Raw genomic sequence first — 13,581 nt, 5'->3', positions numbered from 1 at the left:
TAGATTACACCTTCCTCTATCTATCTTTCAAAGAAGGGGCGGGAGCTAGTGTTTTGGAAGGAGTCAAATCATCTTTGAAGTAGATCTATCCCATTGATGCGATGAATCTATTTAAAGGAAAGATTGCTATCGAGACCATGCTTCTTACTTTCCATAACTAACTACAATTTACCCATGTTAAAACTGACCTCAGTGGCGATCGGCTTATTAACAGTCATCGCGATAGCTCCCAAGTCTGAAGCAATAACCGCAAACGTTTCTCCTGTCTCGATTTCACAGCCAGCCGCTAACTTCCACTCCCAAGTTATCTTGAAGATCGGCGATCGCCATCGCGGTTACTCGCGTGGAAATATGTTACAGCGTCGGCGGGAGCAGGAGCTACAGCGCGAACGTCAAGCACGCCGTCGCGAGCGTGCCCGCAGACGGGACGAACGGTCTTATGGTGAGTATCGTCGCGATCGCCTCAATTATAGATATTAAACCCGATCGCATTTCGATCGCGCACGTATCAAATTAAAAATCTTCAATCGGCATCAGTCGATGGAGATATTTAGTTTCAACAATACTCTATTCGGGCATCGATCCAGCGGCAATCGATTGAAGAATCAATCTTAATCTACCGAAATATAGAGCGAGTAGTCGAATTGAAAGAGCGAGGAGTTATTGCTGTTTATTTGCTCTAGCTCCACTGCCAAGACTGTTTACTAATGTAGATCGACGCATCATAACGATTTGGTGTGTTTCGGCTTTCTACTGACTACGAACAAACTACTCTCGTTACTTTGGGTAGACAATACTCGGTTTAAATCTCTAACTATCGATGGATATAAATATCCACTGAAAATTATTAACCTATAAGTATGAATGTCAAATTCATGCCCCACGCAAAGCTTCATTTTAGGTGCTGAAATCACCTCCAAAATCGACAAAATTTAAACAATTAAAAACAGCAAGATGAAAACTAAACTAATTGCCTTTGTTGCACTGCTATCTTCGATCGTCACTCTCGGCATGACTACACCAGCTAGCGCGCAAGTCGAACCTCCAAGTCCTCTACCTCCAAATTCTCCACAAGTAAGTCAGAGTTCGATCGGCCCATCTATCTTGTTTGGTAACGGACAAACTGCAATTGGGGTTGATTCTAAATTTAGCATCAGCGATAATCTTTCTCTCCGCCCATTTATCTACTTTCCTAGCAACGGTACGGACTTTGGTACCGCGCTGACTTACGATATCCCGCTCACAAATAATGATAGCTCTCTTGCGATTACTCCCTTTGTTGGTGGTTCTGTAGATTACAACAGTAGCAACGGTAATAACGTCACTACTGTGAGCTTAGTCGGTGGTGCCGATCTCGATCTCACCGATAGCTTACGTTTAAAAGGATCGTTAATCATTCCCTTGAGTACCGATCGCGGTCAAGGTACAGGTTTCAGTGTTGGTGCTGGTTTCCGCTTCTAGAGACGCTTTCGATCGCAACTTGCCCAGAGCCAATTAATTCCTCGATCTGTGAGCCAACGCCGACATCCGGCTTTGGCTTATTTTTTCGGCTGTGCCGATTTAAGGTACGATCGATCGCACGTTGTAATAGTACAACAACATTAGTAGTTAATGTAGATCTGGGGAGTACCCACAAACCCCAACCCCCAAATTACCAAACATCTCGACCTTTAAAGGAAAGTGTTAAGATTTGTAACTAGGTGCCGAACTAAAATCGACGTTTGACTGTCAACCATGACTAAAGATATATACATATAGATATATCTCACCCAAAAGCATTACCTTAGCTCGATGACTCTAGCTCTGGATCGGCCTAAAGTTGTAATGCCATCATCTATTTTTATCCTCCAACCGTAACTTAACTATGTCTAAATTCACAGCCTTAGCGATTGGGTTACTCACCATGCTCGCCATCGCTCCAGACTCCCAAGCTCTAACAACGCCTAACAATCCTGCCACCACTGAGAGACCATCGGCAGATCTGCGCGCCCAACTGATCATCAAAATCGGCGGACAGCAAGACTATCATGGCGACTCATATCGTCGCCGCCAGTGGGAAATCCAGCGCGAACGGGCGCGCGAAGCACGTCGCCGCCGTTGGGAATATTTTTCCAAACGCTACCATCGGCAGAATGAGTACCGCATTGAATCTCGTGACGACTATCATGGTAACTCTTACAAGGATTATCGTAACGACTCCAACAATGATTATCGTGGTGACTCCCGTTACGGTCACTAAACTTGCCAGCCTGACTCTACAGATTGCAGAGGGTACCGACCCTGAAAATACGACGCGGTCAAATCTCCAAGCATTGGCACTTAATTAGATCGAATTGTTAGCAATAACCAAAAAGGGAGAATGACGATTGTCATTCTCCCTTTCTTTATCGACTCCCTCATGCTTAGATCTTCTAAAGATAAGAGTTTTAGTAAGCTGGCGGACGGATTCGAACCCCCGACCGGCTGATTACAAATCAGCTGCTCTACCAACTGAGCTACGCCAGCGCATTTCTTTATAATAACATATAGATCGAGCTATGTCTAGCAAAAATTTAGACAAGCGATCCAGACTGTCCATCGGCGCGCAAGCAACAGCCGTAGCTCGTTGGCAGCCTCCAGAATTGATAACGACCGCCAGCTAGAGAGCGGTTAGGAGTTAAGTTTAGGAGTGGTTCTGAAAAGATTACCTACCACAGACGATGCTAACGGGTGGAGCTAACGGCTAGAGGTGGGATTGAGACTTACAAACCACTGTTGGCGTTTTCTGGCGGCAGCTAATTGCTGTAGGTGTTGGAAATATTGCAGTTTTTTGGCCAACTGTCGGATATCGATGGGTTGTTTGCCATATCGCCAAGCTGTATATAGTTGGGAAATTTCCCAGACAACTTTAGCAATTTGGGGATGCTCGGTAGTGGCGATACTTTGGGCGTATTCTAACTGCGTTTGTGTTGGTAGTCTGGTTCGACCTTGTTGGCTTAAAGTGGCGAGCATGGATCGATAAATTTGCTCGACTGGTGGTAGCCGCGCTAGTTCCTGTTGCTGTAGATGATTGCGCCACCAGTACCAACCGAGAACACTGCCGATCGCGGCGACGATCGCGAAAGTTTTTAGGAGCGGGAGTGGGAGATCGGAGCGATCGAGTGGAGATGGGATAGTTGGGGGCGAGGGGGCGAGATTGACAGGAGTTGCTGGTGTTGTTGGGGGCAAAGATGCAGGATTGGCTGGAGATGTTGGTGGTGTTGGGAGTGTCGGGGTAACCGAAGGCGGTGGCGTAGGTGCGAGCTGCTGCACTTGTGCCTGAAGTTGGGCTATTTGGCGTGCATCGAGATTTAGTAAAGCTGGCTGCTGGTTGCCAGTAGGTGTGGAATTTAGTCCGAGCCAGCCCCAATTGGGAATATAGACCTCAGTTTTACCTGGGAATTGGGCTGGTGGGCGTTGGTAGAGTTTGGTTTGCGGATCGATTTGGCTGAGTGTTTCGCCAGTTTTGAGGCGAGAGGGGATGCCGATCGATCGCAGCATGGAGGTGTAAACTACCGGAATATCCCGATCGGAGCCTACCAATTTACAATTTGTGGGAGCCGTCGCACATGCGGCGGTAAGTTGTTGGATTAATTTGGCATCGAGCGGTGGGAGGTTGGCAGTATTTACTTGGTTGGGATCGGATTGATAATGTTGTTGGAGATACTCACCTAAATAACTGGCTCGATCGTAGTCGGATTTGAGCGGTTGGGGTGAGGTGGCTAAAATGTTTTGGACAGATTGTCGCAGTTGACTGGCAAGTTCGGGCGGTAGAGATAGATTCGGCTGAGAAATCGTGTCGGGGTATCGATCGTTACCTGGTTGCCCAAATACCTGAGCGGCTAGTTCTTTGGCGGTTGGCTGGGGCGGAAGGCTAAGCTGCGGTGATGAATTCGTTGGCGAAGCCTCTCCATTGGAGAATCGAGAATTATTACCCAAATTTAGTGGTTTTTGGGGAATTTGCAGTCGATCCAATCCGGGTGGTTGCAATGAGAGCTGAGGAATCGAAAAGTTGGGTAAAAATAATGCGACTACCAATCCTAACCCGATCGCAATTGCGGCTAATTGACTTAGATATTTCCAGGGTAAATGGTGATAGGGTAGTTGTCCCAGTTGCGTTACAGACGTAATGCCAACTGGTTTAAGTCCTAGTCTCGATCGATAATCGAGCATCAAAGTAGGAATCCCGATCGCGATAAAACCAGCCAATAGCAGCAAATAGAGTCCATTCTGGCTCAAACTAGCCGCAACAGCCATGAGCGTGATACTCGCTACCATGCAATAACCCAACAAGCGGCGACTGTAGAGATGGCAGCTCAAACCCATCTGGAGTCCGATACAGATCGTGCCCAGTGTCAATGCTAGCGCGAAGATTAATTTGGCTGTTGGTGCGGCTCCATCGATCGCATTCTGAGTTTGTCTGACTAAAAGTGGTGTCAGATACCCGATAACGAGCGCGCTACTAACGACGGATACCGAGATATTCAGCCAATGTTTGGCATGATGGCGACGGGTATAGCTCCAAAATGTCCCGAAGATAGTGATGGGCAGGCAGATTGCGCTGTAATGAGTTCCCGCTGCTAAATCTGTATTAATAACGCTCAGGATAAATAGTGCCAGTACCATAAGCCGAAATAACAGGGATTCTTCGACTGCTGATGATGCGATGGTAAAGTTTGCGGATATTTCTGACTGAGCCTCACTTGCCGGGGTGGGTACGACACTCGGCACGTAATCTAGAAAGATTTGAGGCAATCGTTCGGGAATTTTTACTTCATCAACTGGTTTGACGATCGGCTCCACTGACATGGCTGCCCGTGGGTAATTGAGGACGATCGGTTCTTTTCGTGAAGAACCAATGTCAAGGTTGAGTCCGCTCGTAATCCACCTCAATGCCCAAATCGAAGCAACTAAGGCCAGGACGAAAACGAATATGCCCATATAATTCGCAGTATTAAATCTGACAGCAGCACTTACGTAAGCTTAGTCCATCTAATATGCCCAAATTTAATCGCTAGTTCGCCAATCGCCCATTTTATAATCCAGCAAACCATTCATATCCCAAATCTTCCCAATAGCCGCGCTTGGGTAACAACTTCTCAGTGACGACTATTTCTGTGACCCATTTACTCTGCTTATAACCTAATTTAATCGGTGCCGCCAATCGTAAAGGAGCACCATTCTCTTTGGGTAAATCTCGACCATTCATTTGATAGGCTAATAAAGTTTGCGGATGGACTACCGATGCTAAATCCCAGCTTTCATAATAGCCATCGGCAGATTTGAAATAGACATATTTAGCACCAGATCGAGGTTGGGCTAAAGTTAATAAATCTCGCATTCTCACGCCTCCCCACTGCACGATTGCCGCCCAGCCCTCGACACATACCTGACGGATGACCATCGATGTCAATGGAAACTGTTGGATATCGGCCATTTTTAAACTCAGGGGGTTGTTTACCGCTCCAGAGATATTTAATTTAAAGTTTGCTAAATCGATCGCAGGCGTACCGCGAAAACTATTGACAATTAGTTTATCGGGTTCGATCGCCGAAATTGGGAACTCTGGTGTCGGTTTCGATGATAATAACAAGGCTTCAAATGCCTCATTCGCAGGCATCGAAATTCGCCCGATCGGATCGTAGAGCAAAGTTCCGGCTACATTTACAAATAAACCAGCACCCACCCATTGTAATAGTTGACGGCGGGAGATGTGTTGCGGTTCTTCGGATATTTCGTTCATCTTGATAGTAGATAGTGAATAGTGAATAGTAGATAGAAATATAATTCGTCCCAGTAGGGTGAGCAGTGCCCACCAGTTATGTTACTACTTGCAATCTAAGACTTATTCTGAACTATCTTGATATCTTTAATTTCTAAAAATGCTGATGCAATCTTGCCTTCACCGATACCTAATGCCAAACTAGAATGAACGAAAGTAAATAATAAAACAAGTGGCACAGTCATAAAATGTACCGTTCGTAACGATTGCCAATCGCCAAATATTGAAGATAACCAATAAAATTGGACGGGTTGATACATTGCCAAACCCGTCGCGATCGCCAGTAATAAGATTGGGATAATACTCGTATAAACTAACCGATGCCAAGCATAATTTCGTCTCTTAATATTGCGGCTAGCTTGAAGTGCTTTGATATCGACAGTAGCAATAAATCGATCGCGCCATCTGCGCGTCCAAAAAATATAAATGCCGTAGCCTAATAAGTTGATGCCATAAATCCACATTAAGGCAAAGTGCCAATTGCGTCCGCCAGCCAACCAACCTCCCAATGTTATCAGCCAGGGAATATGCCAGCCTTCGCGTCCGCCAAACACGGGATTTGCATTATAGATCTGCAACCCACTAGCAATCATCCCAAATAGGCTAATTATATTTACCCAATGGAAGATCTTAACGATCGTTGGTTGTCCTCCTGGCTCTTTTCCCGTCGTAGCTGTCATCTGAACTTTATGTGAATTTACTCTTATTGTAGATTCGATCGCAGCTAGTAGTCTACGGCGTAAGTCTAGTTACTATTTTGGTGGGGAGTGGGGAGCGGGGATTATGCGAGACAAGACATGACAAGACAGGGAGAGTTGGCAAGAAATGGTAGCTTTATTTCTGCCGTCTCGTACTAGTCACAACTCAGAAAGTTCGTAAATTGTCAGCGCATCCACAAAGTAAATTTTGTCTGGGTATCTGTACTCCACTGGTAAGTAAATATTTATTGTAGAAACTTACCCGTGCGATCGATATAACCTACTTGTTTACCGATTCTAATCCAAGCCGTATCATTATGAAAACTATCGACCTCATCAAAAATTGGGGCGATAACTAAAGTCCCTCTTTTATTAATATAGCCCCACTTATCGCCAACTTTTACTTTAGCTAAATCCTCACTAAAAGTCTCAGCCTCTTCAAAAATGGGCGTAACCGCAATCTCACCTTGTCGATCGATATAGCCCCACTTTTCATCTAATTGGATGAGGGCTAAACCACCATCAAAACTGCCAGCACGATCGAATTGTGCCGGAATGACCAATTCTCCAGATCGATCGATATAACCCCACTCACCATTGATTTCGACAGCAGCTAATCCATCAAAAAAATCATAACAATTATCAAAGCGAGCGGGAATTACTAGCTTACCGTTAGCATCTTTATATCCATACTTCTGGCCTACTCGTGCGATAACTAGACTATCTGTCTGACTATTACTCGCATTTGCCGGACGGACAGCTTCAGCAATATGCCGAGATGGAGGAAGTTGCTCGGCAACAGCAGGTTGATGGAAAGTATTGAATCCATTAATTGCAAGCGAGCCAATCAGGGCCACAAAGGAGCTGGGTTTCATGCTAAGGTGACAATCGATAACTTAATGTAACTCTATTGTCTGAACCCGATTGAAACTAGGCTGTGATATCCATCAGTCAATTGCCGGACATGAGCATATTAATTTTAAAATAAATCGGAAATACTTTATCTACTTAAAACATAGCTCACTTCTATAAAGTCAATATTTTATAACTCAACTGAGATAACCAGTCCATTGCGGTAAAACCGCTGGCGAACCATACCAAATCCCAGGCGTTCGTGGTGAATGTTTGACACCCTCGATCTCAATATTTATCGCACCAGTCAAATGTGCTGCCTTAATTGCGGTAATTCCATCACCCCAAGTATTTCCTTCGCCGCAAGTTTGCTGATAACTACTATATGCCAACCACTGACCGAGCTTTTTTTCGCCATAGATCGATTTACCCGCAACGCAAACATATCTGACTTCGGGATGCTTGGCACCTGGATAATTATCGTTCACAAAATCGAGATTTTTCTTAGTCCAGCGTTCGCCGCTAATATGTGGAGTTCCCAGTGTAATTAGATTGGCAACTTTAGCTTTCGCATTCCACAATTGCTCGGCTTCGGTGACATCACCATGAATTGTATAAGGAATATCGCCTAAATAAATCCGACTAATCCAGCCGCCTGCTGAATGTCCGATCAGATTGATTTGTGCGGCTTGATTATCTACTAAGGCGGCACTGACAGTCCGATCGAGTTGTCGCAAAATTGGTATCATCGATCGACCGCCGAGTGTTGGCAACCAATCGCGTTTGCGCAGTGGTACTGTAGTTGTCGGTGTACCGAGTGCGGTTAAAGCTTGTTGGAGCGGCAGATAAACATCGGCACTTTCGAGGTAGCCAGGTAAAATAACGGTGGGTAACATTAATATCGATTAGTCGTAAAATTCTAAAAAGTTGACAAACGTCGTCGTTCGACTTCGGGGCGAGCTAAGAATTCATTCAGATCTGCTGTATAGCAGCGAAGCTGTCTGCCCTCCCAATGGTGGGCAATCTCGCCAAGCCGCGCCAGTCTGTAGATCGTACCAACCGATAAACCGAGATACTCGGCACTCTCTTTGACACAACGTGGTTCTCGCTCTTGCCCGTTCATTCGGCTGTCTCCTCACAGTTAGTATCAGTCAATATTCTGCAATAGAATAGCTAATTTTATCTCGATCGAGAATACTAATAATTCGATCGACTTCCTCTACCTCTGATAATTTAACCGTCTAAGATTGAGATCTTCGGAGGTGCTGGATTTAAGGATGATTCTTAATGAAAGCTGAATTAATAAAAATGGGGGACTAATGTCCCCCATTCTAGATTTGACTTCGAGAAACTTGTTATCGATCGACAGAACCCATAATAATATCTACACTTCCCAAAATCGTGACGATATCGGCTACCTTCACGCCGCGTAATAGGTGCGGTAAAATTTGGACATTATTAAAATCAGCCGCGCGAATCTTCCACCGCCAGGGGAACACATTATCGTCACCCATAATAAAGATCCCTAACTCGCCTTTGCCACTTTCCACTCGGACGTAATGTTCGCCTTTGGGAATCTTGAATGTTGGGGCAATTTTCTTGCTGACGTACTGATAATCCATCCCGTCCCACTCGGATTTTGGCCCGGCGGCGAGGCGTTTGGCTTCGAGACTTTCATACGCACCACCTGGTAAAGCTGCAATGGCTTGACGGATAATTTTCACCGACTCCCGCATCTCGCGAATCCGCACGAAATAGCGCGCTAGGCAATCGCCAGCCGTCTCGTAGTGGACATCCCAATCAAAGTCGTCATAACACTCGTAGCTATCGACTTTTCGCAGATCCCACTTCACGCCAGAAGCCCGCAACATCGGGCCAGATAAGCCCCAATTAATCGCTTCTTCGCGATCGATGGTACCGACGCCTTCGACCCGACGGCGGAAGATTGGATTATTAGTAATTAATCGTTCGTACTCATCCACTTTGGGATAAAAGTATTCACAAAAATCGCTACATTTGTCGATCCAACCATAAGGTAGATCTACAGCCACCCCACCAACGCGGAAATAGTTATTATTGACCATCCGGTAGCCTGTTGCCGCTTCCCATAAATCGTAGATCATCTCCCGTTCGCGGAAGATATAGAAGAAAGGAGTCTGCGCGCCGACATCTGCCATAAATGGGCCAAGCCACAGCAGATGATTGGCAATCCGGTTGAGTTCGAGCATAATTACCCGAATATGGCTGGCACGCTTGGGGACAGAAATATTGGCGAGTTTTTCGACAGCATTTACCGTAATCGCTTCATTAAACATCCCAGCGGCGTAGTCCCAACGGCTGACGTAGGGCACGAACATGATATTGGTGCGGTTTTCGGCGATTTTTTCCATACCGCGATGTAGATAACCGATCACGGGTTCGCAATCGACAACATCTTCACCGTCGAGGGTGACAATCAGCCGCATGACCCCGTGCATCGATGGGTGGTGCGGCCCCATGTTCAGCACCATCGGTTCGGTTCTAGTTTCGAGTTGTGCCATAGTCTCTTATTGCGATCGCGTTCTGAAATGAACTATTACTTTTACTTGCCACAGATGGTGGAGTATCGATATTTACCACTGATTCACCTCCTCATATTATAAGGGTTTGGCACCGATCGGCGTAACGACTCTAGAGCAATCCACCGAGAGGAGTGATACCATCACTAAATAACTGAAACAGAGGAAGGTGAGGGAGATGAGCGCATTACAAGCACTAATTTTTGATGTCGATGGGACTTTGGCCGATACCGAGCGCGACGGGCATCGGATCGCTTTTAATCAAGCATTTGTCAATGCTGGACTAGACTGGGATTGGTCGATCGAATTATATGGCAAACTTTTGGCTGTGACTGGTGGCAAAGAGCGGATGCGCTTTTATCTCGATACTTATCGTCCCGATGTGCGGATGGAAGATAGTACGATCGCGGATCTCCATAAGGCCAAAAATCAATATTACGCCCAGTTATTAGAGCGCGGGGGCATTCCTCTTCGTCCTGGCGTTAAGCGGCTGTTGACGGCGGCTAGAGCGGCCAATCTGCGACTGGCGATCTCGACTACCACCACCCCAGAAAATGTCTTCGCGTTGCTGGCAAATAATATTGACTCTAACTGGTTTGAAGTTATTGCCGCAGGCGATATCGTCCCTAAGAAGAAACCCGCCTCCGATATCTATGACTACGTCTTGGAGCAGATGCAGTTACCAGCAGCCAATTGTCTGGCTTTTGAAGACTCCGAAAATGGTCTGATTTCGGCGATGGCTGCCGGACTGACGACGATCGTTACCATTAATGACTATACTCAAAACCATCATTTCGATCGCGCCAAGCTAGTCTTATCCGATCTTGGCGAACCCGATCGTCCTTGTCAAATTATCCAAGGGGATACTCAAGGTGCTACCTATGTCGATGTGTCACTGCTGGCTAGATTGCTGGCTACTTAATCGTTGATAGCCAATAGCGATTTAGCGATCGTCAAGCAGATTTTTAAAAACCATTTAAAAAGCTCCCAGTTTACACTGAGAGCTTTTTGTCGGTCTAAATCAATTTTTAAACTGAAGGCGAGATTAGCAATTAGGCGGCGTCCATCCAATCGTAGATTCGATCGAGTTGTTCGATTGTCACTAGTCCGTACTGCCAGAGAATCATCGGCAAAGGGCCGGGATTATTTTCTAGTTGCTTGAGACCGATGGCCATCGACGAAGCCGAAATAGCTAAATCTTCCTGTAAAAACCGAATTAATTTTGTTAAATGTGTAGATGCGATCATGGCCGTTCCTCCGGCTGAATATTAAAAATTATTTATTTAAAGAGAAGTAAATTTTACACCGTTTCGGTCGTTTGTGCCTACAAAACCGAATTCGGTGGTTATTAATCTAGATCTTCACCAGCTTCGATCTAAATTACAGAAAAATTCAAACTTAAATTTAATTTGATGTTGTATGTAATTGTCAAACGACAACCACCGTCAGTACCGAAGTAACCAAAATGACAATTAGAGCTATCGTCATGGTTGGGTTTTAATGACAATGTAACTGTTAGAAATACCCGATTTATGTGACTGGTATAAATTCGCCTGTCTCAATGACCAGATGAGGAAATCGAACGAAGGCAGTAACATTATTTAACCCTGTCAAAGATTAGTTGAAATCCGTATAAATACCAGGTTTCTGTTGAAGCTGCGCTGAGAGTGTGCGTAAATTCAGGTAGTTTTATTATTAGCAACGGATTATAACATTGCTATATATCTCTATATCGATGACTAAATAGATTTCAGCCGTTTGGCTGAATAACTAGCAATTTTCACGCGATCGCCAACTTTAATTCCTAGCTCTGCTGCTCTACCAGCACGTAATTCAATTACGCTATCTACCGCAATTTGTGAGTCTGGGCCATAGTCTGGGCAAGTTGCCTGCTTGCAAGGCGGGATGTTGGCACCGATATATTTGACTACGCCATTAGACACAAACAACATATCTAGCGGGATGAGCGTATTTTTCATCCAAAAGCGAACGGCACGGGGTGGCGAGAACGAGAATAACATGCCGCGATTGGCAGCTAGTTCTGTTCGATACATCAGTCCCATAGATTGCTCTTCAGGCGTGCGAGCGACCTCTAACAGAATGGTTTGTCCTTTGACGCTAAATTGAGCCGTTAGCGGGAGTTTTTGCCCCTGTGGAGTGGTTTTTGGCTCTACGGTAGCCTGTGCTGATGGATTTTTGGGCTGGACGGGCGGTACCGAGAGAATTGGTAAAGAATGACCGAGCAATAAGACCCCCGCTACCCCACAAGTTATGCCAAATTTAAAATACTGTTTCACAATTTTGTCTGAGATAGGGGGTAGGGGATAAAGGCAAAGAAGTAGCAAAACTCTGGGTGGATAAATTGGCTGCGAGCTACCTGACGATTCCCTCTGGAAAGAGGATGACGAGCTAATGTGGAATTTTGTTTCCTAATTAGATTAGGCGCGGATCTGTGGCTGAATGATCGTTACCTGTTTGGGATGTCACAAACAGCAGTTTTACGCCTGCTGATGAGTGCTGCTGGTGCCACCATCCTTTAGGCACGACAAACATCGTGCCTGCGGATAATGTTATTTGACGAGATCGATTTCGATCGTCCAGGATAGTGACATTTACAGTTCCAGCGAGAATCTGGAGTAGTTCGTCTTCTGGATGGCGTTCCCAGGGCGTGGAGCCAGCAAAACAAGCCATACCGATGGCGTATCGATCGAAATCACCCAGCATTCTCATGGCTGCGCTAGCATCTGTCGCTGTGGTGCGATCGGTAATTTCTAGCTGCTCGATCGATTCGATCTCAGACTTAATATCGATAACGTTCATATCTTGACGCTGCCAAATAACTACGGACATAGTAGTATTTTTGTTCTGCAATGTCAATCTAATCTCTCAGGACATAGCCCACGCCACGGACGGTTTGAATCAGCCGCTTGCCGCCATCTTTTTCCAGCTTGAGGCGGAGATAGCGGACATAAACCTCGATGACATTAGATTCGCCCAAAAAATCATAGCCCCAAACATTTTCCAAAATTTGTTCTCTGGTGAGTTCGATTTCGGGATAAGACATTAAATAGCGCAGCAGTTCAAACTCTTTGACGGTTAAATCGATCGCATGTTCGTTGCGGATGACGCGGTGCGACACCAAATCCAAAATCAGATCGCCAAAGCGTAGTTGTTCGCCCAGCGGGACATTGGAATTGAGATACAGTCCGACAGCGCGTAAAAAATTGGATGCCTGATAGGGTTTGAGGAAATAGTCGTCGGCTCCAGACTCAAAACAGACGATCCGATCGGCGATCGAATCATGCGACATTAGCAATAAAATGGGAGCGACACACCCAGATTCCCGTAGTTGGGGTACTAGTGTCAGGGCCGAGTCTCCAGGCAATGCTCGATCGACGGCAACTAGTGCCGGACGCAATTTTTTCACTTGCTCTAATCCGATCTTGGCATTGTCCGCGATCGACACTTGATAACCTGCCTTAGACAGGTCAAAACTCATGCGCTCTGCCAATGTCGCATCATTTTCTACTAAGACAATTGGGGTATTTTCAGCCATAGATTAGGGGATAGAGGATAGGGGATAGGGAATAGCGATTTGTGTTTCTCCTGTCTTGTCTCGCTTCCATGGTCGGGAGGTTTCCTCCCGGATTATGCGAGACAAGACAAGAGAGCG

General features: G+C 45.7%; 15 protein-coding genes and 1 tRNA gene. 4 read left to right on the top strand and 12 right to left on the bottom strand.

The window, feature by feature from the left end:
- The first annotated feature begins 174 nt into the window (after positions 1-174).
- The 3 genes from CHA6605_RS18085 to CHA6605_RS18075 all read left to right on the top strand — a co-directional run bounded on the left by CHA6605_RS18085 (position 175) and on the right by CHA6605_RS18075 (position 2,239).
- The gene (locus CHA6605_RS18085) at positions 175-480 is read left to right on the top strand and encodes a hypothetical protein (protein WP_015160847.1); all 306 of its coding nucleotides are present in this window, start codon (positions 175-177) and stop codon (positions 478-480) included.
- Between the two features lie 474 nt (positions 481-954).
- Positions 955-1,461 carry a hypothetical protein gene (locus CHA6605_RS18080; protein ID WP_015160846.1) on the top strand — a complete coding sequence of 169 codons (507 nt, stop codon included), beginning with the start codon at positions 955-957 and terminating at the stop codon, positions 1,459-1,461.
- Positions 1,462-1,864: 403 nt separating this feature from the next.
- Positions 1,865-2,239 carry a hypothetical protein gene (locus CHA6605_RS18075; RefSeq protein ID WP_015160845.1) on the top strand — a complete coding sequence of 125 codons (375 nt, stop codon included), beginning with the start codon at positions 1,865-1,867 and terminating at the stop codon, positions 2,237-2,239.
- 193 nt (positions 2,240-2,432) lie between these two features.
- Here CHA6605_RS18075 and CHA6605_RS18070 read toward each other — a convergent pair.
- The 8 genes from CHA6605_RS18070 to CHA6605_RS18035 form a co-directional block, all read right to left on the bottom strand.
- Positions 2,433-2,505, bottom strand: a tRNA-Thr gene (locus tag CHA6605_RS18070).
- Between the two features lie 210 nt (positions 2,506-2,715).
- Positions 2,716-4,959 (bottom strand): DUF4129 domain-containing protein, encoded by a 2,244-nt coding sequence (locus CHA6605_RS18065; protein WP_015160843.1) that lies wholly within the window; start codon positions 4,957-4,959, stop codon positions 2,716-2,718.
- Positions 4,960-5,053: 94 nt separating this feature from the next.
- Positions 5,054-5,761, bottom strand: a complete 708-nt coding sequence (locus CHA6605_RS18060; RefSeq protein ID WP_015160842.1) for a molybdopterin-dependent oxidoreductase — start codon at positions 5,759-5,761, stop codon at positions 5,054-5,056.
- Between the two features lie 95 nt (positions 5,762-5,856).
- A complete protein-coding gene (locus tag CHA6605_RS18055; RefSeq protein WP_015160841.1) occupies positions 5,857-6,480 on the bottom strand; it encodes a cytochrome b/b6 domain-containing protein in 624 nt (207 codons plus the stop codon).
- A gap of 263 nt (positions 6,481-6,743) precedes the next feature.
- A complete protein-coding gene (locus CHA6605_RS18050; RefSeq protein ID WP_015160840.1) occupies positions 6,744-7,373 on the bottom strand; it encodes a WG repeat-containing protein in 630 nt (209 codons plus the stop codon).
- Between the two features lie 174 nt (positions 7,374-7,547).
- Entirely contained in the window at positions 7,548-8,246 is a 699-nt protein-coding gene (locus CHA6605_RS18045) for an esterase/lipase family protein (protein ID WP_015160839.1), read from the bottom strand.
- A 23-nt stretch (positions 8,247-8,269) separates the two neighbouring features.
- Complete coding sequence (locus CHA6605_RS18040; RefSeq protein WP_015160838.1) at positions 8,270-8,473, bottom strand: helix-turn-helix domain-containing protein; 204 nt, start codon at positions 8,471-8,473, stop codon at positions 8,270-8,272.
- A 232-nt stretch (positions 8,474-8,705) separates the two neighbouring features.
- Positions 8,706-9,890: an NAD(P)H-quinone oxidoreductase subunit H gene (locus tag CHA6605_RS18035; RefSeq protein ID WP_015160837.1), complete on the bottom strand. Its 1,185-nt coding sequence runs from the start codon at positions 9,888-9,890 to the stop codon at positions 8,706-8,708.
- Positions 9,891-10,086: 196 nt separating this feature from the next.
- On the opposite strand from CHA6605_RS18035, the gene CHA6605_RS18030 reads away from it, so the two are divergent.
- A complete protein-coding gene (locus tag CHA6605_RS18030; RefSeq protein ID WP_015160836.1) occupies positions 10,087-10,830 on the top strand; it encodes an HAD-IA family hydrolase in 744 nt (247 codons plus the stop codon).
- Between the two features lie 130 nt (positions 10,831-10,960).
- Here CHA6605_RS18030 and CHA6605_RS18025 read toward each other — a convergent pair whose 3' ends face one another.
- The 4 genes from CHA6605_RS18025 to nblR form a co-directional block, all read right to left on the bottom strand.
- Positions 10,961-11,155, bottom strand: coding sequence for a DUF2949 domain-containing protein (locus CHA6605_RS18025; protein ID WP_015160835.1), 195 nt, complete (start codon positions 11,153-11,155; stop codon positions 10,961-10,963).
- 492 nt (positions 11,156-11,647) lie between these two features.
- Positions 11,648-12,205 (bottom strand): DUF192 domain-containing protein, encoded by a 558-nt coding sequence (locus CHA6605_RS18020; protein ID WP_015160834.1) that lies wholly within the window; start codon positions 12,203-12,205, stop codon positions 11,648-11,650.
- Positions 12,206-12,341: 136 nt separating this feature from the next.
- On the bottom strand, positions 12,342-12,758 hold the full coding sequence (locus CHA6605_RS18015; RefSeq protein WP_015160833.1) for a cupin domain-containing protein: 417 nt from the start codon (positions 12,756-12,758) through the stop codon (positions 12,342-12,344).
- 28 nt (positions 12,759-12,786) lie between these two features.
- Positions 12,787-13,464 (bottom strand): response regulator transcription factor NblR, encoded by a 678-nt coding sequence (nblR, locus tag CHA6605_RS18010; RefSeq protein WP_015160832.1) that lies wholly within the window; start codon positions 13,462-13,464, stop codon positions 12,787-12,789.
- Positions 13,465-13,581: the final 117 nt, after the last annotated feature.

Origin of the sequence: Chamaesiphon minutus PCC 6605, from assembly GCF_000317145.1 — a bacterium.
GTDB lineage: Bacteria > Cyanobacteriota > Cyanobacteriia > Cyanobacteriales > Chamaesiphonaceae > Chamaesiphon > Chamaesiphon minutus.
Note: the sequence above shows the minus strand (reverse complement) of the source record. Positions and strands in the feature narration are given on the sequence as shown.

Bases quoted from the DNA above. Each gene is read 5' to 3' on its own strand.
- CHA6605_RS18080 (WP_015160846.1), top strand. From the start codon at position 955: ATGAAAACTAAACTAATTGCCTTTGTTGCACTGCTATCTTCGATCGTC.
- CHA6605_RS18075 (WP_015160845.1), top strand. From the start codon at position 1,865: ATGTCTAAATTCACAGCCTTAGCGATTGGGTTACTCACCATGCTCGCC.
- CHA6605_RS18030 (WP_015160836.1), top strand. From the start codon at position 10,087: ATGAGCGCATTACAAGCACTAATTTTTGATGTCGATGGGACTTTGGCC.
- CHA6605_RS18055 (WP_015160841.1), bottom strand. From the start codon at position 6,480: ATGACAGCTACGACGGGAAAAGAGCCAGGAGGACAACCAACGATCGTT.
- CHA6605_RS18015 (WP_015160833.1), bottom strand. From the start codon at position 12,758: ATGTCCGTAGTTATTTGGCAGCGTCAAGATATGAACGTTATCGATATT.
- CHA6605_RS18040 (WP_015160838.1), bottom strand. From the start codon at position 8,473: ATGAACGGGCAAGAGCGAGAACCACGTTGTGTCAAAGAGAGTGCCGAG.
- CHA6605_RS18060 (WP_015160842.1), bottom strand. From the start codon at position 5,761: ATGAACGAAATATCCGAAGAACCGCAACACATCTCCCGCCGTCAACTA.
- CHA6605_RS18065 (WP_015160843.1), bottom strand. From the start codon at position 4,959: ATGGGCATATTCGTTTTCGTCCTGGCCTTAGTTGCTTCGATTTGGGCA.
- nblR (WP_015160832.1), bottom strand. From the start codon at position 13,464: ATGGCTGAAAATACCCCAATTGTCTTAGTAGAAAATGATGCGACATTG.
- CHA6605_RS18050 (WP_015160840.1), bottom strand. From the start codon at position 7,373: ATGAAACCCAGCTCCTTTGTGGCCCTGATTGGCTCGCTTGCAATTAAT.
- CHA6605_RS18045 (WP_015160839.1), bottom strand. From the start codon at position 8,246: ATGTTACCCACCGTTATTTTACCTGGCTACCTCGAAAGTGCCGATGTT.
- CHA6605_RS18035 (WP_015160837.1), bottom strand. From the start codon at position 9,890: ATGGCACAACTCGAAACTAGAACCGAACCGATGGTGCTGAACATGGGG.
- CHA6605_RS18085 (WP_015160847.1), top strand. From the start codon at position 175: ATGTTAAAACTGACCTCAGTGGCGATCGGCTTATTAACAGTCATCGCG.
- CHA6605_RS18025 (WP_015160835.1), bottom strand. From the start codon at position 11,155: ATGATCGCATCTACACATTTAACAAAATTAATTCGGTTTTTACAGGAA.